Source organism: Arthrobacter burdickii (assembly GCF_030433645.1).
Taxonomy (GTDB): Bacteria; Actinomycetota; Actinomycetes; order Actinomycetales; family Micrococcaceae; genus Arthrobacter_D; species Arthrobacter_D burdickii.
Map to the genome: position 1 here is coordinate 1,912,454 of NZ_JAROCG010000001.1, position 21,961 is coordinate 1,934,414.

16 protein-coding genes and 1 tRNA gene are annotated in these 21,961 nt (G+C 68.5%); 9 read left to right on the top strand and 8 right to left on the bottom strand.

The features are described 5' to 3' along the window. Positions 1-52 precede the first annotated feature (52 nt). Positions 53-544: a M48 metallopeptidase family protein gene (locus tag P5G52_RS08950; RefSeq protein ID WP_301226635.1), complete on the top strand. Its 492-nt coding sequence runs from the start codon at positions 53-55 to the stop codon at positions 542-544. Positions 545-673: 129 nt separating this feature from the next. Here P5G52_RS08950 and P5G52_RS08955 read toward each other — a convergent pair whose 3' ends face one another. Further along, a complete protein-coding gene (locus P5G52_RS08955; protein ID WP_301228735.1) occupies positions 674-2,155 on the bottom strand; it encodes a zinc-dependent metalloprotease in 1,482 nt (493 codons plus the stop codon). A 377-nt stretch (positions 2,156-2,532) separates the two neighbouring features. Here P5G52_RS08955 and P5G52_RS08960 point away from each other — a divergent pair, with 377 nt between their 5' ends. The 3 genes from P5G52_RS08960 (at position 2,533) to P5G52_RS08970 (ending at position 7,033) form a co-directional block, all read left to right on the top strand. After that, entirely contained in the window at positions 2,533-3,627 is a 1,095-nt protein-coding gene (locus tag P5G52_RS08960; RefSeq protein ID WP_301226637.1) for a YlbL family protein, read from the top strand. A gap of 230 nt (positions 3,628-3,857) precedes the next feature. Next, positions 3,858-6,893: a UPF0182 family membrane protein gene (locus tag P5G52_RS08965; protein WP_435868661.1), complete on the top strand. Its 3,036-nt coding sequence runs from the start codon at positions 3,858-3,860 to the stop codon at positions 6,891-6,893. Between the two features lie 66 nt (positions 6,894-6,959). Next, a tRNA-Met gene (locus P5G52_RS08970) sits at positions 6,960-7,033 on the top strand. 131 nt (positions 7,034-7,164) lie between these two features. Here the strand turns inward: P5G52_RS08970 and P5G52_RS08975 are convergent. The 3 genes from P5G52_RS08975 to P5G52_RS08985 all read right to left on the bottom strand — a co-directional run bounded on the left by P5G52_RS08975 (position 7,165) and on the right by P5G52_RS08985 (position 11,651). Continuing rightward, entirely contained in the window at positions 7,165-8,550 is a 1,386-nt protein-coding gene (locus tag P5G52_RS08975; RefSeq protein ID WP_301226639.1) for a cryptochrome/photolyase family protein, read from the bottom strand. Positions 8,551-8,670: 120 nt separating this feature from the next. Continuing rightward, the gene (locus tag P5G52_RS08980) at positions 8,671-9,465 is read right to left on the bottom strand and encodes a PspA/IM30 family protein (protein ID WP_301226641.1); all 795 of its coding nucleotides are present in this window, start codon (positions 9,463-9,465) and stop codon (positions 8,671-8,673) included. Between the two features lie 59 nt (positions 9,466-9,524). Continuing rightward, a complete protein-coding gene (locus tag P5G52_RS08985; RefSeq protein ID WP_363321875.1) occupies positions 9,525-11,651 on the bottom strand; it encodes a TPM domain-containing protein in 2,127 nt (708 codons plus the stop codon). A gap of 410 nt (positions 11,652-12,061) precedes the next feature. Here P5G52_RS08985 and P5G52_RS08990 point away from each other — a divergent pair, with 410 nt between their 5' ends. From P5G52_RS08990 to P5G52_RS09010, 5 genes are all read left to right on the top strand, one after another. Next, positions 12,062-13,627 carry a S1C family serine protease gene (locus tag P5G52_RS08990; RefSeq protein ID WP_301226643.1) on the top strand — a complete coding sequence of 522 codons (1,566 nt, stop codon included), beginning with the start codon at positions 12,062-12,064 and terminating at the stop codon, positions 13,625-13,627. 178 nt (positions 13,628-13,805) lie between these two features. After that, positions 13,806-14,633, top strand: a complete 828-nt coding sequence (locus tag P5G52_RS08995; RefSeq protein WP_301226645.1) for an electron transfer flavoprotein subunit beta/FixA family protein — start codon at positions 13,806-13,808, stop codon at positions 14,631-14,633. A gap of 41 nt (positions 14,634-14,674) precedes the next feature. After that, positions 14,675-15,619 (top strand): electron transfer flavoprotein subunit alpha/FixB family protein, encoded by a 945-nt coding sequence (locus P5G52_RS09000; protein ID WP_301226647.1) that lies wholly within the window; start codon positions 14,675-14,677, stop codon positions 15,617-15,619. 6 nt (positions 15,620-15,625) lie between these two features. After that, positions 15,626-16,372: a PIG-L deacetylase family protein gene (locus P5G52_RS09005; RefSeq protein ID WP_301226650.1), complete on the top strand. Its 747-nt coding sequence runs from the start codon at positions 15,626-15,628 to the stop codon at positions 16,370-16,372. Between the two features lie 206 nt (positions 16,373-16,578). Further along, positions 16,579-18,396: an HNH endonuclease signature motif containing protein gene (locus P5G52_RS09010; protein WP_301226652.1), complete on the top strand. Its 1,818-nt coding sequence runs from the start codon at positions 16,579-16,581 to the stop codon at positions 18,394-18,396. Between the two features lie 585 nt (positions 18,397-18,981). On the opposite strand, the gene P5G52_RS09015 is transcribed toward P5G52_RS09010, so the two are convergent. The 4 genes from P5G52_RS09015 to P5G52_RS09030 form a co-directional block, all read right to left on the bottom strand. Then, on the bottom strand, positions 18,982-19,830 hold the full coding sequence (locus P5G52_RS09015) for an anti-sigma factor (protein ID WP_301226653.1): 849 nt from the start codon (positions 19,828-19,830) through the stop codon (positions 18,982-18,984). 16 nt (positions 19,831-19,846) lie between these two features. Then, a complete protein-coding gene (locus P5G52_RS09020) occupies positions 19,847-20,464 on the bottom strand; it encodes a sigma-70 family RNA polymerase sigma factor (protein WP_087076469.1) in 618 nt (205 codons plus the stop codon). A gap of 178 nt (positions 20,465-20,642) precedes the next feature. Further along, complete coding sequence (locus P5G52_RS09025) at positions 20,643-21,464, bottom strand: class I SAM-dependent methyltransferase (RefSeq protein ID WP_301226656.1); 822 nt, start codon at positions 21,462-21,464, stop codon at positions 20,643-20,645. Positions 21,465-21,484: 20 nt separating this feature from the next. After that, complete coding sequence (locus tag P5G52_RS09030; RefSeq protein ID WP_301226658.1) at positions 21,485-21,952, bottom strand: tRNA (cytidine(34)-2'-O)-methyltransferase; 468 nt, start codon at positions 21,950-21,952, stop codon at positions 21,485-21,487. Positions 21,953-21,961: the final 9 nt, after the last annotated feature.

Here is a 21,961-nt window from a genome sequence, read left to right on the forward strand (position 1 = left end):
CCCGGCGCGGCTGCCGGTCGAGGTCAGGCGGTCAGCCCGGCGCAAGCGGACGGTGAGCGCCGACATCCGGGACGGCGTCCTCCGTGTCTCCATCCCAGGCCACTTCTCCGCCAGCCAGGAGCGCCACTGGGTCGAGCGCATGGTGGAGCGGATGTCGGCCAAGTACTTCGACGCCCCCGCGATCGACGACGACCGGCCCGTGCCCGCGCTGCTCCAGCGGGCGGAGCGGCTCGCGGTGCAGTACCTGGGCGGCAGGGGAGTGCCGGCGACCATCGGATGGGTGACCAACCAGAATTCGCGGTGGGCGTCCGCCACCCCTGCCCACCGTTCCGTCCGCTTGTCCCACAAGCTCCAGGGGATGCCCGACTGGGTCGTGGACTACGTGATCCTGCACGAGATGGCACACCTGATCGAACCCTCGCACAACGCCGCCTTCTGGGACCTGCTCACCACCTACCCGCGGACCGAGACGGCCAAGGCCTTCCTGGACGGGGCGGCCTTCGCAGCCCAGCGCAGCCTGACGGGTGGGCAGGAGGACTTCTGACCGGACGCGGTGCACGGACCCGCGTCTCGTCCAGCCCCAGGACGGACGCGGGTAGCGCCGATGCGGGTCAGACCGACGCGGGTCAGACGGACGCGGGTTGGACGGACGCCGGCAGGACCGACGCCTGCGTCAGCGGCTGCCGTCCGCAGGCCCGTCCTCGGTGTCCGACCCTTCGTCGGAGACGCTCGACGGCCCAGTGTCGCTGTCGGTATCCGCTGCGGGCGTTCCCTTGGTTGCTTCGCCGGAGCCCTCGCCGCCAGCGGTGTCCTCGTCCTGCGGCTCGAAGCCGCCGGACAGGAGGCGCTCCAGTGCTGCATCGACGTCGGCGTCGGAGGATTCGATCAGCCGACGGCGCTCCGAGAAGCCGGCGGGGTCGTCGAGGTCCTCGGCGGTGGGAAGAAGGTCGGGGTGCTGCCACAGGGCGTCGCGCCCTTCGACGCCGCGCTCCTCCGTCAGGAGCGACCACAGCACCGAGGCATCGCGCAGGCGGCGCGGCCTCAGCTCCAGCCCGACGAGCGATGCGAACGCATGCTCGGCCGGTCCACCCGTCGCACGGCGGCGCCGGACCATCTCGCGCAGCGCGTCGGCGGAGGGGAGGTTGGCTGCTGCGGCCGCCGTGAGCTGGTCGACCCAGCCCTCGACGAGGGCGAGCGTGGTCTCGAGGCGCACGAGTGCGGCGTCCTGCTCGGGGGTCCGTTCGGGCATGAACACGCCCTGCGAGAGGGCGCCCTGCAGGCTCTCGGGGTTGGTCGGGTCGATGTCCCGCGCAGCTTCCTCGATCTTGCCCATGTCGATGTGGATGCCCCTCGCGTATCGCTCGATGCTGCCGAGGAGGTGACCTGTGAGCCACGGAATGTGCGTGAACAGCCGGACGTGGGCCGCCTCGCGGACTGCAAGGAAGAGCTGGACCTCCTGTTCGGGGATGTCGAGGCCCGCACCGAAGGCCGCGACGTTGGCGGGCAGCAGCGCCATCCGTCCCTCGGCGAGGGGGACGCCGATATCCGTCGACCCGACGACGTCCTTGGAGAGCGCGCCCACGGCCTGCCCGAGCTGCATGCCGAACATCGCGCCGCCCACGTTCTGGAGCATCGAGGCAGGGCCGCCCATCATGCCCATCATCGACTTCATCTCCTCCGGAAGCTGCTCGGAGATGACGTCGGACAGGGCCTTGGCGATGCTCGTGGCGACGGGCTCGGTGAGACGGCGCCACGTGGACATGGTGGCCTCGACCCATTCCGCGCGCGACCAGGCGCGTCCGAGCTGGCCCGTGCTCGGGAAGTCGGTCACCGGATCCAGCCACAGCTCGGCGAGTTTCAGGGCCTCATCGACGCTCCGGCGCTGCAGCGAGGTGACCGAGGGGTCGTTGTCCGACGCGGCCACGCGGCGCGCCTGGTCGTGGGCCATCTGCCAGTTCACCGGGCCCTCGCTGGGCGTGGAGAACATCGCCTGGACCTGCTGCATCATCATGGCCATGGCGGCCGGGTCGGAGGGCAGGCCTGCCGCCTTCGCGATCTCCTGGGGGTCGAAGCCGCCGGCCCCGCCGCCGAACATCTTCGCGATCTCCTGGGGGTCGAAGCCCCCGGCTCCGCCGCCGAACATCTTCGACAGCATCTCGGACAGGGGGTCCTGAGGCGTGTCGTCGTCGCCGTTCGAGGGGTTGGATGGGTTGGTCACTGATACCACCGGTCCTGGGAGTAGCTTGGCGGGTCCGGGCGGGAGGGCGTGACCACTCCTGCCCGGCTGTGGAAGACACGCTACCGGCCGGGCCGTGCCGGTGTCCCTCGTGCCGTGGACCGTTCGCTGAGGGCAAAGCCGCGCGGAGCCGTGCCGGGCAGTTCGCGGGAGTTGTGCGTGCTGACGGATGGTGTCCGGGGCACCAGGGTCGGTGCAGGGCTACTCTGGTGGTGCCGGTATGGTGCTGGTCGCCCAGCGCACGGCATGCGGCCTCCGCGCCCTCCAGAGATCCGCGCCCTACAGAGAGAAGCACAGTGACGCAGTCTGTCCACTTCGAGACCTACACCCCCGAGGAGCCCTCGCGGCCCAGGGACCCGCGCTTCCGCGCGATGACGGTGTCCGGGTGCCTCGCCGTCGGCTTGTGCGCAGCCGCGGTGCTCCTGCCGTCGCCCTATGTCATCGAGTCGCCCGGGCCGACGTTCAACACCATCGGTGAGATCAACGGACAGCCCCTCATCCACGTCGAGGGCAGGGAGAGCTTCCCGCCGCAGGGCGAACTGGACCTCACGACGGTGTACGTGAGCGGCGGACCGAACGGCCAGGTGAACGTCCTCGACACGTTCCGCGCCTGGGTGGATCCCGATGAGAACGTCCGGCCCGAGCAGCTGGTCTATCCGGAGGGAACGACGTCGTCCGACGTCGCCGAGCAGAATGCGGTGGCGATGACGTCGTCGCAGGAATCCGCGATCGCCGCCGCGCTGTCCCACGAGGACATCGCCTACACCGAGGAGCTGTCGGTCGCGGGACTTGCCGCTGACTCCGCGTCCGACGGGGTCCTGGAGGAAGGGGACGTCCTGCGCGCGGTCGACGGGAAGGAGATCGAGAACATCGAGACCCTGCGTTCGGCACTGCGCGACGCCGAAGGAGCGCCGGCCACCCTGTCGATCGTCCGGGACGGAGTCGAGGACGAGGTCTCCGTGACGCCCCGGCAGTCGGAGGAAGGGAACTACCAGCTGGGCATCCTGCTGGCGTCCACCTTCGACTTCCCGTTCGACGTGACCATCCAGCTCGACAATGTCGGAGGTCCGTCCGCCGGCATGATGTTCGCGCTCGGCATCATCGACACCCTGACGGAAGGGGATCTCACCGGCGGCAGGCACTTCGCGGGGACCGGGACGATCGATTCCACCGGTGCGGTCGGCCGTATCGGCGGGATCGCCCAGAAGCTCGTGGCAGCACGCGCCGGTGGCGCGGACTTCTTCCTGGCTCCCGAGGGGAACTGCGATGAGGTCGTCGGCCACATCCCCGACGGATTGACCGTGGTGAAGGTGGCGACCCTCGACGAGGCCTTCGATTCCGTCGAGGCGCTGGGTGCAGGCGGGGACCCGGCGGAGCTGCCCTCCTGCTGAACCGGCAGGACGGGCGGATCGCAGCAGGCCGGACCCACGGATGACACGGTTGGATGACGATCCTGACCGGTCGGCCGCCCGCGGGAACCTAATTGGTCCGCCTGAGCGTGAACAGGGCAGAATGAAAACACGAAGGGCGGACCTGCGCGCTGTCTTCTGCCCGTCCCGGGCTGGGGAGCGAAGGGGATTACCGGTCATCGTGACCCGCAGCAGCTAACGATGAGGTAGATGTGACATCCGGACCAGACCGTCCGTTCGGCAGTAGGCCGAGCCCCGCAAGTGCTTCACTAGGCCGGCGCCGCAGCCCGCTGATCCCGACGATCATCGTCGTGGCGGTGATCGTCATCGCCTTCGTCTACCTGTCCCAGGTCTACGCGGACGTTCTCTGGTACCAGCAGCTCGGGTTCCTCGAGGTCTTCGTCACGGAGAACCTGTCCCGGATCGTGCTGTTCGTCGTCGCGTTCCTCATCATGGCTGGTGCCGTGTACTTCAGCCTGCGCATCGCGTTCCACAGCAGGCCCATCTACGCGCCGGACAGTGCCATCCAGGACAACCTGAACCGCTACCAGGCGCAGCTCGAGCCGATCCGGCGCCTGCTGATGCTCGGTATCCCCGTGGTCCTCGGCGCCTTCGCGGGCACCGCCGCCTCCTCGCAGTGGCAGGAGGTGCTGCTCTTCCTGAACCGGGTGCCGTTCGGCAAGACCGACCCCGAGTTCGGGATGGACTACGGGTTCTACATGTTCACGCTGCCGTTCCTCAGCTTCGTGACGGGCTTCCTCATCAGCGTGGTCATCATCAGCGCGATCGCCACCGTCCTCACCCACTACCTGTACGGCGGGATCCGGCTCGAGGAGAAGGGCCTGTTCACCACGAAGGCCGCCCGCGTGCAGATCGCCGTCGTCGCGGCCCTCTTCCTGGTCCTGCAGGGCGTCAACTACTGGTTGGACCGCTACGACACACTGCTGAACCAGGGCACCTGGGCCGGCGCGCTCTACACCGACGTCAACGCGGTCATCCCCACCAAGGCGATCCTCGCCGTCGCCGCCGTCATCGTGGCGGTCCTGTTCGTCGCATCGGCTTTCATCGGCCGCTGGCGTCTGCCGCTGATCGGTACGGCGATGCTCATCATCACGGCCCTGCTCGCAGGTGGCGTCTACCCCGCCATTGTGCAGCGCTTCCAGGTGCGCCCGTCCGAGCTCAGCCTCGAGGGCGAGTACATCGACCGGAACATCAACCTCACCCGGGAGGCATACGGCCTCGACCAGGTCGAGGTCGAGGCGTACAACCCCGAGGCGGTCCCGCAGGCCGGTGCACTGGGCGACGACGGGGAGACCACGGCGAACATCCGCCTGCTCGACCCGAACCTCGTGTCCGACGCCTTCAGCCAACTCCAGCAGTTCCGCCAGTACTACCAGTTCCCCGAGACGCTCAACGTGGACCGCTACGAGATCGACGGCGAAGTCCAGGACGCGGTCATCGCGGTGCGGGAACTGGACACCAACGGTGTACCGGAAGGGTGGGTCAACGAGCACGCCTTCTACACCCACGGCTACGGCGTGGTCGCCGCGGCCGGTTCGACCGTGGAGCCGGACGGCCGGCCGTCCTTCCTGCAGTCCGGTATCCCCTCGACCGGTGTGCTCGGTGACGAGTCCACCTACGAGCCCCGCATCTACTTCGGGGAGGACTCTCCCGAGTACTCGGTCGTCGGAGCGCCGGAAGGACAGGCTCCCGCCGAGATCGACCGCCCGCAGAACGAGAACTCCGAGGACGAGTCCCGCACCACGTTCGACGGAGACGGCGGACCGGATGTGGGCAACGCCTTCAACCGCCTCGTGTACGCGCTGAAGTTCCAGTCCACCGACCTCCTGCTGTCCAACCAGGTGAACAGCGCGTCGCAGATCCTCTACGACCGCGACCCCGTGGAGCGCGTCCGCAAGCTGGCTCCCTACCTGACGCTCGACGGCAACAGCTACCCGGCGATCGTCGACGGCAGGGTGAAGTGGATCATCGACGGGTACACCACCAGCGCCAACTTCCCCTACTCGACCCAGCAGGAGCTGGAGTCCGCGACGCAGGATTCGCAGACGGCCGAGGGCCTCGCGACGGCTCTTCCGGCCGAGCAGGTCAACTACATCCGCAATGCCGTGAAGGCCACGGTCGACGCCTACGACGGCTCGGTGGACCTGTACGCCTGGGACGACCAGGACCCGATCCTGAAGTCCTGGCAGAACGTGTACCCGTCCTCGCTGAAGCCCTACAGCGAGATGTCGGCGGACCTCATGGCGCACGTTCGCTACCCCGAGGACCTCTTCAAGGTGCAGCGCGAACTCCTCGCCCGCTACCACGTCACCTCCACGGACGAGTTCTACAACAACAGCGAGGCATGGAACGTGCCCGCTGATCCGGAGGAGAGCGCGGACGGTGCGGCGACGACCGCGACGACCGACCGCCAGCCGCCGTTCTACCTGACACTGCAGATGCCCAACCAGGACGAGGCCGCGTTCTCGCTGACCACGCCGTACATCCCCTTCGTGCCCACGGGCCAGACCCCGAGGAACGTGCTGTACGGCTTCCTCGCGGCCAACGGAGATGCCGGCACCGGCGAGGACGGCGTCAAGAGCGAGAACTATGGGCGCCTCACACTCCTCGACAGCTCGGGCCAGGACTCCGTGGTCGGCCCCGGCCAGGCGCAGAACCTCTTCAACTCGGACACCACGGTGTCGCAGGAGCTCAACCTGCTGCGCCAGGGTGCATCGGAGGTCATCAACGGCAACCTGCTGACCCTGCCGATCGGTGGCGGGATCGCCTACGTGCAGCCCGTGTACGTGCAGTCCTCGGGCAGCTCGTCCTTCCCCGTCCTGCGGAGGGTCCTCGTGAGCTTCGGCGACAACGTCGGGTTCGCACCGACGCTCGACGAGGCGCTCGACCAGGTCTTCGGCGGCGACTCCGGAGCGACCACGGGCGACAGCGAGAACGTCGGCGAGACGCCCGAGGATCCGGCAGCGCCCCCTGCGGAGGAAGGCGGCGAAGGTGCAACGCCGACGCCGACCCCCACCCCGTCCGCAGGGGGAACCCCCGGGACGGACGATCCGGCGGCGGACCTCCGGACCGCGCTCGACGATGCGAACACGGCGATCAAGGATGGGAACGCCGCGCTCGCGGCCGGCGACTTCGCTGCCTACGGTGAAGCGCAGGACCGCCTGCAGGACGCACTCCAGCGGGCGCTCGACGCCGAGGAACGCGTCTCGGCGGGCACCGGGCAGTAGCCCGGAGGGGCAGGTAGCAGCTCGATTTGCCTTCACGCCCCGCGGCCGGTAACGTTGGTTACACGCCGCGGGGTGGAGCAGTTCGGTAGCTCGCTGGGCTCATAACCCAGAGGTCACAGGTTCAAATCCTGTCCCCGCAACGAAGAAAAGTCCGGCCCACCACTGGTGGGCCGGACTTTTTGCTGTGCCCGCTTCTCCTGTGCCCAGCGCCAAGCCCGGTGCGGGTTACGGTGCGGGCCCCGGTGCCGGCCCTGGAAGGAAGCGCCGGGCTTCAGCTCTCCGACAGGGCTTTGTACGCGCTCAGTGCCCGCTCCCGGCTCTCCTTGAGATCGACGACGGGTTCCGGGTACCCGGGTGCCGCGCCCTTCCACGGTTCGTGGACGTTGTCCGCGTCCGCCAGTTCTGGCACGAACCGCACGAGGTACTTCCCGTCGGGATCGAATTTCTTGCTCTGCAGCACCGGATTGAAGATGCGGAAGTAGGGGCTGGCATCGGCACCGGAGCCCGCGACCCACTGCCAGCTCGCGGCGTTCGACGCGGCGTCCGCATCCACCAGGCAATCCCAGAACCACTTCTCACCGACGCGCCAGTCGATCATGAGGTTCTTGATGAGGAAGGACGCCGTCGCCATGCGGACGCGGTTGTGCATCCAGCCGATCTCCCACATCTGGCGCATCCCGGCGTCGATCAGCGGGTAGCCGGTCTGTCCACGCTGCCACGCCTCGAGCTCGGACCTCGTGGAGGTCTCCCACGTGAAGGCGTTGAACTCGGGACGGTAGTTCACGGTCGCCAGCTCGGGATGGAAGTACAGCAGTTGCCAGCTGAACTCCCGCCAGCCGAGCTCGGAGCCGAAGACGCGGATGTCCTCGGCCGTCGAAGGGTCCCTGGAGTCCTGGGCGGCATGCCAGACCTCGAACGGGCTGATCTCCCCGAACCGCAGGTGGGGCGAGAGCATGCTGGTGCCCTTGACGCCGGGCAGGTTGCGGTTGTCCTTGTAGCCGCGGGCCCTGTCGAGGAAGTCGTCCAGCCGGGCGTGTGCCCCCGCCTCGCCGGGTGTCCACGTGTCGCGGAGGCCCTGTGCCCAGTCGGGAGACGGGAGGAGCCCCAGGGCGTCGAGGTCGTCGGACGGCAACTGGGGTCCGTGCAGGGAGTCCGGGGCCGGGAGGGGCTTCCGGGGGGTCCGCGACGCCAGGCAGGCCCGCCAGAACGGCGTGAAGACCTTGTAGGCCCCTCCCGTCCCCGACGTGACCTCCCACGGTTCGTACATCAGGTTGGCCTGGTAGCTCGTCGCCTCGACCCCCTGGTCGGCCAGGGAGGCCTTCAGCGCTGCGTCGGTGGTGCGCTCTGCCAGCCCGTAGCGCCGGTTCCAGGCGACGGCGTGCGCCGAGGACTCGGCGACGACCCGGGGGACCACGTCCGCTGCCGCTCCCCGCCGCAGGACGAGGGGTATACCGAGGTCGGTGAGCGACGCCGAAAGCGCGGCGAGTGAGTGGTGCAGCCACCACTTCGAGGCGCCGCCCAACGGGCGGATGCCCTCCGTGTCCTCGTCGAGGACGTAACAGGCGACGACGTCGTCCCCGCTGTCCGCCGCTGCGGCGAGCGCCGGGTTGTCGGAAATGCGGAGATCGTCGCGGAACCACACCAGTGTCACGGCCATGCCCTCAATCTACCCGGGCGCCTCAGCCGTGATCCTCGTTGACAGGAAGGGAACCACGGCCGAAAGGCCGTGGTTCCCTCACCCGATCTGTGAACGCGATCCGCCGAGCGGATCCGCAGGTCAGTAGGTGGTCTCGCCCGTGGTCAAGGGGGCGCCGGTCGTGGCGTCGGTGGTCGCACCCTGACCGATCGCCGACTGCGTGCCGGCGCCGGACTTGAGTGCGGCCAGGCGCGCTTCGATCTCGGTCTGCTCGCCGAGGTCCTCCAGGCTCTCGAACTGCGCATCCAGGCTCGACGACGCGAGCTCCTGCTGTCCGCGGACCCGCGCCTCCTCGCGCCGGATCTTCTCCTCGAAGCGGCCCACCTCGCTCGTCGGGTCCATGAAGTCGATGCTCTTCACGGCGTCGTGCACCTGCTGCTGCGCCTGGGCGGTGCGCGCACGGGCGATGAGCTGGTCGCGCTTGGTCGTCAGTTCGCTGAGCTTGCCCTTCATCTGGTTGAGGCCGTCCTTGAGCTTGTCGACGATCTCGGTCTGCGACGCGATGGTCGGCTCGGCGCCCTTCGCCTCGTTCTCCGCGGCGATCTGGCGCTGGATGGCCACCTTGGCCAGGTTGTCGAACTTCTGGGCATCCGCCGTGTCGCCGGAGGTACGGTACTCGTCGGCCTTGCGGGAGGCCGCGAGCGCCTTGTTGCCCCAGCTACGGGCGTTCTCGACGTCCTCGTTGTAGTCGTCCTGCATCATGCGGAGGTTGCCGATGGTCTGCGCGACGGCGCTCTCGGCCTCGGCGATGCTGTTCGTGAAGTCGCGGACCATCTGGTCGAGCATCTTCTGCGGATCCTCCGCCTGGTCGATCAACGCGTTGACGTTGGCTCGCGTGAGCTGGGCGATCCTGCCGAAAATTGACTGCTTTACCATTGATTTCCCTTTCGATTCTTCGGAATAGTGCGTCCTGCTGGTGGAACCGGCGAAGCGGCCTAGAAGTCGCCTCCGCCGCCTCCAAAGTCACCGAAGCCGCCGCCGCCGCCGTCGAACCCGCCGAAGCCACCGCCGCCGAAGCTCCCGCCGTCGCCGCCGAATCCACCGCCCCCGCCATCGCCGTAGCCTCCGCCGAACCCGCCGCCGAACCCGCCGCCGCCGTTGAGGATGGACCCGAGCAGGATGCCGCCGAGCAGGGCTCCGCCCATGCCGTCCCCCCTGCCGCCGTACATACCGCCCATGCCCATGCGGCCCCGGCCGAAGCCGTCCACGTCCTGCTCTGCCAGCTGGGCGGCCTGATCGGCCAGCACGGCCGCCTGCTGGGCGTGGGACAGGGCCGTCACGGGGTCGGAGCGCTGGAGGTCGACGGCGTAGTCGAGGTTGCGCTCGGCTTCAGCCAGCCGCGTCCGTGCTTCGCTGCCCACTCCGCCGCGCCGTGCCCGGATGTAGTCGGCTGTGCCCGAGATGCTCGACTGCGCGGCGATGATCGCGTGCTGGAGGGAGTCCTGGGCCCGCCGGACGTTCTCGGCCTGGTCGCGGACGCCACCGAGGGCTGCGTCGAGCTGGGAGTGGGCGGCTTCGAGTCGCTGCAGGAGCGCCACGGGGTTGCTGCGGCCACGCTGCAGCTCCTGCCGCACGGTCGTTACCGCGGACTGCACGGCCGCGACCGGTCCCGCCAGGTCGCGGTACTGTCCCGTCCGGTCCATGGCCTGGGCCTGGGCGAGATCCTGCTCCGTCTCGGGGAGGGCATGCTCGAGCTCGCGCTCGGCCGCCGCCAGTTCTTCGGCACGCTTGTCGATCGCGTCCAGCAGGACCGTGCTCTGGTGGACCGCTTCCTCCGCCGCCCGGACAGCGACGACGGCCCGTCCCGTGTCACCGGCGGCCATGCGCGACTGGGCTTCGGAAGCGGCGCTGTCGACGAAGGAGAGCCGTTCGCGCGCCTGCTCGATGTTGTCGGCCACCTGGGAGGTCGCGGTCTCGAGGTAGCGGCCCTGCAGGGCACGGAGCGACTGCTCGGCCGCGGCGAACCGGCGGCCCGCCTCCCCGGCGGCAGTCTGGGCCCGGCGCAGGGCGTCCGGAGCGTTGCGCTCGAGCTCGCGCAGCCCGTCGAAGTCCGCCTTGTGTGCCTGCAGGGACGAGTTGACGTCCTCGCACCGGCGGATGATCTCGCCGAGCCATTGGCGCTGCTGCTGCTCGGTGTCGGGGATGTGGTCGTCGAGCTGCTGCTGCAGTTTGAACGACTCGCTCATGTGCTGCCGTGCCGCAGCGATGTCCTGCGAGAACGTCGTGATGGCTTCCCTGCCGTACTGGGCTTCAGCGAAGCCCAGTTCCTGCTCGCTGGACTTGATGGCGTCGTCGGCGGCGACGAGGAGGCTCCCGGCGCGCTTGCGCAGGTCCTCGACGCTCACCGAGGCAAGGGGGTCGACCACCTCGCCGTTCGCGGACGGCACCGGCCCGTAGCCGTACTCCTCGCGTTTCCTCTGCGCGCCCCTGCCGCCGCGGTTCTTGAGCAGCATGTACCCGCCGGCGCCGGCCACGGCGACGAGTCCGCCCACGAGGGCCAGGCCACCGAGGGCGCTGCCGCCGGTCGAACCGGTGCTTCCCGTCGAGTTCCCTTCTCGGGTGGAACCACCGGCGGAACTGCCCGAGAGTGCTTCCTCGGTGCCCTGCACCGCGGCCAGTCCGGCCCCTGCGAAGTCTCTGCCCTGCTGCAGTTCGGGCCCGATGAACTGGCTGTAGATGTCCTGGCCCTGTCCGCCGATGGCCGAGCCGCTCCCCACGACATAGGACGCGGCTCCCTGCTCGACGGCGATCGCCAGAAGCCCCTCGTTCGAGGTCTGGTCATTGAGCTGGGCCGTGGTCGTGGCCCACTGGTTACGATCCGTCGGGTTCTCGAAGGTGTCGACGTAGGCGACCCGGACCGTGAAGCCCTCCTGCGACCGCAGGTCCTCGATCGCCGCCTCGAGCTCGCTCTCCTCGCTCGCGCTGAGGACACCCGCAGTGTCGGTGACATAGTCCCCGGAGGGGAAGGTGATCGGCTCGTCGGCGAAAGCCGCCGCACTCGAGACCAACGGGATCGCCACGACGGCGCCCAGGACAGCAGAGACGCGTATGCGCCTGCTCATCATTCGCATTTTCGACCCTTCAGCACGTCCCCCGGACCCTACCGGTCCCAGGACTGGGGTCGGCGGACGCCGGAGGCTCCCTGTCTTCCCGATTCTATGGTTGGGGTTCGGGAGCGTCCACCACCGCACCTATGCCCCTAGCGAAAGCGCGACGACGGTGAGCTCTGCTTCCCGTCGGCATGGTCCGCACCCCTAGCACGACGGCGGCCGGCAGGATCGCCCGTGGCCGGGCGGCCCCACCCGCCGCAGCGTCGCGGTGGGCAGGGGATACTGGGGGAGTCGCGACCCTTCTGCAGTCGGGTGGCATTGGATTCAGAGACAGCAACTTCTCAGAAACCGCACAGCAAACGCATGCTTGAGGCTCAGCGAAGGTTGCCATGATGTGGTCAACAGCAACGAAAGGACCTCCCATGAACGAGCAGCCGGGCACCCCGGGCGCCGCAGATCGCCCCCTTCCTCCCCAGCCGTCCAACCCGCCGTCATGGGGAACGGGCTGGAACGGTCAGCACGCAGCGGCGGGCCAGTCGGGTCCCGACGGGCAGCACGACGCGGGACCGGCGTCCGAGGCATCCCCGGACACGACGGTCCAGCCGGCCGCTGCTACGCCGACCGCGCAGCATCCCGCCGTTTCCGGTCCTGTACAGGGGGCCCAGCACCAGGACTTCCCGCAGGACGCCCCTCATCCTGCCTATGCGGGGCACCAGCCCTTCTACGGCGGACAGAGCGGCAGCTACCCGTCGGCCCCGCAGCATGCGGGCGGACGAGCGGGGACCAGGGACCGCAAGCGCGTGGGGCTCGCGACCTTCGCCGCAGGAGTCCTCGTTGCCGGGCTCATCGGCGGCGGCGTGGCGACGGCCGGTTACAACGCGCTCGATGACAACTCGCCCGCCAGTACATCGCAGGGCGCACCCGAGTCGATCGTGGTGAACAACACCGAGGACGTCAACACGATCACGGGGGCTGCAGTGACGGCCTCGCCGAGCGTCGTCACGATCGCCGTCAGCGGCGGCAGCGCCAGCGGCTCCGGATCGGGAATCATCCTCGACACGGACGGTCACATCCTCACGAACACCCACGTCGTCACCCTGGGCGGGCAAGTCTCGGACCCGACCGTCGAGGTCAAGCTCAATGACGGACGCGTCTTCCCGGCCACGGTGGTCGGAACGGATCCCCTGAGTGATCTCGCGGTGGTCAAGATCGATGCCCCCGACCTGACCGCGGCAACCCTCGGGAACTCCGACGAGTTGAATGTCGGTGACACCGCGATCGCGATCGGTGCTCCGCTCGGACTGAGCGGAACGGTCACAGACGGCATTGTCTCCACCCTGAACAGGACCATCAGCGTGGCGTCCTCGGCAGTGCCGGAGGATTCGTCGGACAGCACCGAGTCCCAGGACGGCGAAGGCTTCAACTTCCTGCCGCCGGGCGGATCCGGGTCGCAGCAGACGCAGGCACAGGGCTCGATCTACCTCAACGTCATCCAGACCGACGCCGCGATCAACCAGGGCAACTCGGGCGGTGCCCTCGTGGACGCGGACGGAAAGATCATCGGTGTGAACGTGGCCATCGCATCGGCCGGTTCCGGCGAGTCCACCGGCAACATCGGAGTGGGTTTCTCGATCCCGATCAACTATGCGGACCGCATCGCGAAGGAGATCATCGCGAACGGTGAGGCGACCCACGGGTTCCTGGGGGTCAGCGTCACGCCGGCCGCAGGCGACGGATCCCAGAGCACGTCCACCTTCTCGTCCGGCGCGCTCGTCGAGTCGGTGGAGCCGGATTCACCCGCGGAGGACGCCGCGCTGCAGGTGGGAGACGTCATCACCAAGGTGGGGAACTTCACCGTCAGCGACCCGGAGTCCCTGACGGCTGCGGTGCGGTTCCAGACGGTGGGACAGCAGGTCCCGGTGGAGATCACGCGCGGAGGAGACTCCCGCACCGTCGAGGTCACGCTCGCGCAGGCGCCGACCCCGTAGGTCGACCCGGCAGGTCTGCATGCAGGCGAACAACGCGATCGAGGCGGTCCCGGATCCGGGACCGCCTCGATCGCTTCACGGGCCGGGAGCAGGACGACGGCGGCGGCGCCGGGCGGACGCCGACGTCACCTATGGTTAGCTAGTCGATGGGAAGATCCCCGAACGAGGAAGGTCATCAATGGACGAGGCTCCAGCTCCCGGACTGCGCATCGCGGTCCTCGTGAAGCATGTTCCTGATGCTCAGTTCGACCGCCACATCAGCAGCGATGACCTGACGACGGTACGCGCCGAGAGCATCCTCTCAGAACTGGACGAGTACGCGCTCGAAGCGGCCCTCCAGCTCGTCGAAGCCCATGGGGGAGCGGCGGCCGGCCATCGCGTCACAGCCATTACGATGGGCCCCGCGGCTGCGGTCGGCGCGGTCAAGAAGTCCCTCCAGATCGGCGCCCATGACGGAGTGCACCTCACGGACGAGGCGCTCCGCGGATCCGACGCCTCGGCCACCTCCAGGGCCCTCGCCGCCCTCCTGCAGCACGCCGGACCGTTCGACCTCGTCCTCACGGGCATGGCGTCCACGGACGGTGAGACCTCCCTGGTCCCTGCGCAGCTCGCCGAGCGGCTCGCCCTGCCCCAGGTGACCTTCGCGGCGTCGCTCGACCTGACGCGTGAGGACAGCGGCTGGAAGCTCGCCGCGCGCCGCGACAACGACACCTTCGCCGAGACCATCGAAGCGCCCCTGCCGGCGCTGGTATCCGTGACGGACCAGATCAACGAGCCCCGGTATCCGAACTTCAAGGGCATCATGGCGGCCAAGAAGAAGCAGATCCAGGTCCTTTCGCTCGCCGATGTGGGGCTTCAGCCCGATCAGGTCGGCTTCGCCGGGTCCTGGACGAGGATCGAGGCGGCAGCCCCGAGGCCGCCGCGCAGCCAGGGGATCGTCATCACCGACGAGGGCGACGCCGGTATCCGGCTCGTCGACTTCCTCGCGGGACAGAAACTCCTCTAGTCCGTCCTTCGCCGCACCAACCGTTGCAGGAGACTCTTCCCATGACTACCGTCCTCGTATTCCTGGACCATCCCGGAGCCAGCCTCGCCAAGAGCGAGAGGGAGCTCCTCTCGCTGGGTGCTTCCCTCGGCGAAGTCGCCGTCGCCCTCGCTGACGACGCGGACCCGGCGTACCTCGACGGCGTCGGGTCGTACGGTGTGCAGGAGGTCTACCGGCCCGACGCCGCCGTCTCCGAGGTGCTCGTGGCAGGCAAGGCCGCGTTCCTTGCGGGCGCCGTCCGCGCGGCCGGCGCGGACATCGTCCTGCTGGGCAACTCCTACGAGGCGAAGGAGATCGCGGCGCGGGCAGGGGTCCGGCTCGAGTCCGGCGTGATCACGGACGTCGTCGGTCTCAGCAGTGACCTTACGGCCACGAAGTCGGATTTCGCAGGCTCCTACACGGTCGACTGTCGCGTGACGACCGGCGTCCCGATCCTCACGATCAAACCCAACAGCGTGGAGGCAGTCGAAGCGGGCCTTCCGTCGTCGCCGCGTGAGGTACGGATCCCCGTCGAGCTGCCGCCGGCCGCAGCGCGCGTCACCGGCCGTGTCGAGAAGCCGGTCAGCGGCAGGCCCGAACTGACCGAGGCACGGGTCATCGTCGCAGGCGGCCGCGGCGTCGATGGAAACTTCGGGCCGCTGGAGGAGCTGGCCGATGCGCTCGGCGGTGCTGTCGGAGCGTCGAGGGCTGCGACCGACGCGGGCTGGATCGAGCACTCGGCACAAATCGGACAGACGGGCAAGACGGTGTCGCCGCAGCTGTACATCTCGGCCGGGATCTCGGGGGCCATTCAGCAGAAAGCAGGGATGCAGACGTCCAGGGTGATCGTCGCGATCAACAAGGACGCCGACTCTCCCGTCTTCGAGATCGCCGACTTCGGCATCGTCGGAGACCTGTTCACGGTGCTGCCCCAAGCCACCGAGGAAATCCGGAAGCGCGGCCTGTAGGACGTGATGGATGGCCTGGGATCCGCTCCCGAACGCGTACTGGTCTTCGCCGCGCACCCCGACGACATCGACTTCGGAGCAGCTGCCACCATTGCCGGATGGACCGCCGCTGGTACGTCCGTCAGCTATTGCATCCTGACCGACGGTGACGCCGGCGGGTTCTCCGACGAGGACCGGCCGGGTATCGCTTCCCTCCGCCGCGCGGAGCAGCGTGCCGCGGCGGAAATCGTCGGCGTCAGCGATGTCACCTTCCTGGGGGAGCCGGACGGCTACCTCGAGCCGACGGACGACGTGATCCGCCAAATCGTGCGCCGGATGCGGGAGGTCCGTCCGGACATCGTGGTGTCGATGCACCCGGAACGGAGCTGGGATCGGATCCAGAAGAGCCACCCGGACCACCTCGCTTGTGGGGAGGCTGTCACGAGGGCCATCTACCCGGCTGTGGAGAACCCCTTCGCCTATCCCGAACTCGAGGCGGCGGGGCTCAGGAGTTTCCGGGTTCCCTGGCTGTGGTTCTACGGGGGACCGGCCCACCTCGAGAACCGCTACGTCGACGTGACAGGGTCGGAGGACCGGAAGATCGCGGCCATCACCGCGCACCGCAGCCAGCATCCCGACGTCGAGCGAATGCAGTCGAGGGTTCGGGCCATCCTGCGGGACAACGCCCGGCGCGGCGGACTGCCCGAAGGACGCAGTGCCGAGTCCTTCCATGTTGTCGGTATCAACACGGATGAGACCATCGCGGGCTTCTAGCGGTACTGGGACAGGCGTTGGTTCCGCGGTGAGAAGCCAGCCGGTCCTGTCCGCGCGGCGTAGGCGGGTGGAGTCGGCGGGGTCATGCTGTCTTCAGGGGAGGTGGGTCCACACCCCGGTTTGTGTGTGGATGAGGAGGGTCCTTAGTTGTCCACATACGCTCCCGAGGACACTGGAGTAGTACGTGTGTTCGATAAATTTGGGGTATGACTATCGCCCCGATCGAGCGCTCCGCGCAGACCCCGTCTTTAGTCGAGTCGGCGTGCGGTGTGTTGACGGAGTGTGCCCGGGAGGTGAGCCTGCAGGGCCGTGTGCTGTCCCGGTCGGAGGCGCTGCAGCTCATCGTCGACGTCGAACAGGCCTCGAGGATCGTGGATCACCTGCAGGTCCTCGCCGCACGCTTGGCCGAAGAGCACTACCGGGTCGAAGAGCCTGAACCGGGCAGTACGTCCGGGACCGCATCGCTTCTGGCCCGGGCGGAACAGGCTATCCGTGTCGAGGCCCCGGCTCCAGCCGGTTCCAGCACCGCTTCCTCGGGCACCGCCTCCTTCGATGCGGCATGGTCCGGCACCCCTGGTACCTGGGGGACCTCGGGCGCCGCTTCCTCGGACGCCGCATTGCCCGACCGTGACGGCGCCCTGTCGTCCACGCGGGGTGCTGGGGCGGGGGCAGCAGCGGATGGGTTTCGGGATTGCGCGGACTTCCTCCGCGGCACCCTCGGGATCAGCCGTGCCGAGGCCCGGCGCCGGCTGGCCCTGGCCGAGCTGGTGCTGCCGCGGATGTCCCCGACGGGCGCGGCACTGCCGGCCCGGCTGGGAACCCTCGGCGCGGCGGCGCAGGCGGCCCTGGTCAGTGGTCGGGCCGCGACGATCGTCTCCCAGGCCGTGCACCGGGTGCAGTCCTTCGCGACTCCGGAGCAGGTCGAGTCGATGGAGGAGAACCTGACCCGGCAGGCGGTGGAGTCCGACGAGGACATCCTGCGGGTCCTGGCCCACCGGTGGGAGGGTGTCCTGGATCAGGACGGGCAGGAACCATCGGAGAAAGTGCTCCGGGCACGCCAGGGCGTGTTCCTCAAGGGCCGGCGCCACGGACTGCACGTGCTGGAAATCGGTGCCACCGACGAGCAGTTCGAACACCTCGCCACCGTCATGAACACCGCCACGAATCCCAGGGCGCTCCCCGGCCACACCAACGGTGCGGGTGCCGCCGGTGCCGCCGGTGCTGCAGAGAGCGACACCGGATCAGACTCAGACGACGCATCAGGCAGAGGCTCAGGCTGGGGTGCGGGATCAGGCACGGGCTCAGGCACAGGCCCGGGGGTGTTCGGTGATCCGGAGGGTCCGACGAGGGCCCAGCTGCTGCTGGAAGGACTGGTCGGCGCCTGCCGGATCGCTCTAAGCACGACCGGTCTTCCCGCCACCGGCGGTCACCGACCCCAGGTGATGGTCACCATCCACTACCAGGACCTCCTCGGCCAGACCCAGGACCTCGCCCAGGTTCTCACCGGACGGACCCAGCGGGCAGGTCAGCGGGCAGGTCAGCGGCCGGGCCAGCGTCCGGGGCAGCGTCCGGGGCAGGCGGTCTTCGCCGGGCAGGTCAGCGCCAGGAGCATCCGGCGGATCGCCTGCGACGCGGACATCATCCCGGTCGTCCTCGGCGGGGCGGGCCAGGTCCTGGACCTCGGGAGAGCCCAGCGCCTCTTCCCACCGCACCTGCGCCGGGCACTGGTCGCCCGGGACAAGGGCTGCGCCTTCCCGGACTGTTCCATCCCGGCACCCTGGTGCGAAGCCCACCACATCGACCCCTGGTCCAAGGGCGGCAGCACAAGTATCAGCAATGGAGTGCTGCTGTGCTCACGCCACCACCACCTCATCCACCAAGGCCACTGGAAGATAGAACCCCGGGACGGTGTCCCCTGGTTCCACGCACCAGGACACCCAGGCCGGGCAGGCACACCCCGCACCAACACCTACTGGCAGGCCGGACAGATCGTCCACGACCAACTCCACCAACTACGCGACTAAGAGCTGGCACGCGACGAAGTCCTCGAGGACCAACCCCGGGCTACCCCCACCAGCTTTGGCTGGAACCTGCCGGAACAGACAGAATCCGCTAGCCCTGACTGGGATTGGCCCTAACAGACAGAGCCCGCCAACCCGGGCTGGAACCGGCCCGAACAGACAGAGCCAGCCAACGCCGGCTGGAACCGGCCCGCAAAGACAGAGCCAGCCAGCGCCGGCTGGAACCGGCTCGCACAAGCAGACCGGGTCGGCCTTGGCTGGAACCCACCGGAACAGACAGAGCCGGCCAACCCTGACTGGAACCAACCGGAACAGGCCAGATCAGGCCAGAAGCCGGACTGCCCCATGAACAGTGAGTGAAGGCCCGCATGATCGTTGGCGGTGCGGTGACAACGAGCCCAAGAGATCCTCACCCAGCTGCCCAGAACCAACGTCCCGCCTTAGGACACCTAGCCAGGGCGCTCGACGCGCTCGGGATGGCCTGCAAGGACAGTACGAAGACCCGGCCGGAAACAGGCCAGACAGCACTCCGGCCCCCGTCCATGCTTGGACGGAGGCCGGACTGTTCGGATCACGGCCTGAGCGAGATCAGGCTCCGAGCGGGATCTGGGCGACGATTGGAAGGGTCGGCGCCGCCGAACCACCCTCGGGCTCGACCGTGATGGCGATCGCGGTATATCCGCTGATGTCCGTGAGTTCGGTGACCTTGGTTCCCGCGACGTCCTCTCCGGACATCGTGCCCTCGGAGACCGGCGCCGTTCCATCGGCGGGGATGCGCCACATCTGGTAGACGTGACCTTCGGCCGGGGCGGGAACGCCGCTCAGGGTCACGACTGCCGCGTTCTTCTCCCCGGACACGGCCAGGTCGGCGACACCGCCGGCCGCCAGGGTCAGCTGCTGTGTCCGCACATCGGATGCCTGCAGGACCTCCTGCTCGACGGTGGTCTGCTGGAGGTTCTGGGCTATGGTGACTCCGCCCATGGCGATGACAGCTGCCGCGGCTGCAGCGACGATCCAGCGCCCGGCACGCGAGGACAGCGAGGCCTTGGCCGATCGGCGCTGCGCCAGCTCGTCCTGACCCGCCACCTCCGCCGGCGGCCCGGCAGGGCCGGCCGTACCGGGGGACTGCGGACGAAGCGGCTGACTCGGTCCCGCGTCGCTGTACGCGATCGCTGGAAGCTGCGCGACGATACGCTCGAACAGGTCCGCCGGCGGCTCGATCTGGTCGACGGCATAGGCGGAGGTGATCGTCTCGCGGTCGGTACGGACGCGATCGGCGAACGTGGCGCTGATCGCCGGATCCACGTCCTCCAGGAACGCTTCGAGAACCCGGCGTTCGTCGGCGCTGATGGCGTCCAGCGCGTAGAGTTCGGCCCACTCGAGGACGTGGCCGCGTGCCAGGTCCGTCTCGAGGTCATCGGCGAATTGTCTGTTCATGTCCTTGTCCTGCATCTCAGCTCACCCCCAAACAGGTCTTGAGTCGGAGCAATCCGTCACGGATCCTCGATTTGATGGTCGGTACCGCGACGCCGAGCTTCTCGGCCACCTCGCGGTAGGTGAGCCCACCGTAGTAGGCCAGTTTCACCGATTCCTGCTGGGTCTCAGTGAGTGTGTCCAGGCACCTGACCACGCTCTCCGCTTCGAGGCGCTGGGTGACCGTGTCGACGACGTCGTCGTGATCGATGGTTTGCGTGGCCGCTCCGTAGCGGGCTTCCCGGTCCGTGGCGCTCTGCTCCGAGCGCACCTTGTCGACGGCGCGGCGGTGGGCGAGCGTCATGAGCCAGGCCATTGGGCTGCCCAGCGCCGGATTGAAGCGGTCGGCGGTGTTCCACACCTGGAGGTACACCTCCTGCGTGGCGTCCTCGCTCAGGTCGGGGTCGATGAGTACCCGCCGGGCCAGCCCGTAGACGCGTTTCGACGTCTGCTCGTAGAAGAGGGCGAATGCGGTACGGTCCTGCCGTGCGATCCGCAGCAGCAGATCAGTCAGGGTGGGACCGATGCTGGGATCAACGGCCAACTCGTCCGCTGGGGCCGCTGGAGGGCTGACCCGGCTTGCTCGTGGCGTTTCCATAGGGCTCCAGCATAAAGCGCCGTGAGGCCCAGACCGAACGATGGAGGGAGTGTCCTGCCGTGGGTTTCGTACTCGTCCCTGCTGCACAATCGCCATCCCACCACCCCTTCCGGGTTCCGCTCTTCCGCTGACACCTATCATTCGCAGCGGGACGGCCTCCGGATGGTTCGTCGCGGACCTAGCCCTCCGGCAGGTAGGAACCGACGGCGATGAGGGAGTCCGCGTTGAGGACGAAATCCCCACCGAGGCGCTCCACGAAGGCACGCCGGACCTCCTCGAGGGCCTCGGGCGCCTCCGGGAGCAATCCGCGGTAACCGCTGCCGAGCGCGAGCGACCACGCGTACTCCGGCTCCAGGGGCGCGGCCAGCCCCAGCTTCTCGATGGTGATCTCCGTCAGACCCCGGGTGCCGAGCCATTCCTCGAGACGGTCGACGGAAGCAAGCCTCCTGCAGTTGTCCACGAAGACCGGCGCAGGGGAATCAGCGGAGGCATGGCCGCCTTGCGGGGTGGACCGGATGGTTTCGAGGAGGATCTCGCCGAACGGCTCGAGGGCGCCGTCGTCCCACGCGCTCAGCGCAACCCTTCCGCCTGGGCGCAGCAGGCGGACGATGCGGTCCATCCCCGCGTCCATGTCGTCCAGAAGGAAGATGCCATAACAGCTGATGACGGCGTCGTAGGGTGCTTCCGGCTCCCAGTGCGCCGGGTCCGCGCGGTGGAAGGACACGTTGTCCAGCCCGAGTGCCTCGGTCTTCGCTTCCGCGAGGTCGAGCATCGCCGACGAGCGGTCTACGGCATCGACGTGCCCGTCTGGTCCCGCGAGCTGCGCGGCGGGAACGGTTCCCGAGCCGGTGCCGGCGAAGACGTCGAGTACGCGCTCGCCCACGAGCACGTCGGCAGCGGCGACGACGGCGTTGCTCACCGGGTTCCATACGGCGGGAGCAAGGCGGTCGTAGTCCTCCGCTCCACCGTCGGGCAGGGTTGCGGCATGGCGAGCGGGCATGGGGGGCTCCTAGGAGTGGATCATCGCTGGGCGCCTGCGAAGCCCTGTTGGCGCCAGGCTTCGTAGAGGACGATGGATGCTGTGTTGGCGAGGTTGAGCGAGCGGCGCGAGGGGAGCATCGGAACGCGGACCCGCGACGTGATGTGGCTGTCGTGCTTGACGTCGTACGGCAGGCCGTCGGATTCGCGGCCGAACAGCAGGACATCGGTCGGCTCGTAGGCGATGTCCGTGTACGAGACGTCCCCGTCCGAGGTGTAGGCGAAGACCCGCTCGGGCTGCAGGGCGGTCCATGCCTCGTCGAGGCTCGCATGGACGTGCAGCACCGTCAGGTCGTGGTAGTCGAGCCCGGCGCGCTTCAGCTTGGAGTCCTCGAGGCTGAACCCCAGCGGCTCCACGAGGTGGAGTTCCGCACCTGCCACGGCAGCGAGGCGGATGGCTGCGCCGGTGTTGCCCGGGATTTCTGGAGTATGGAAGAGGATGCGGAACACTGCTCCATC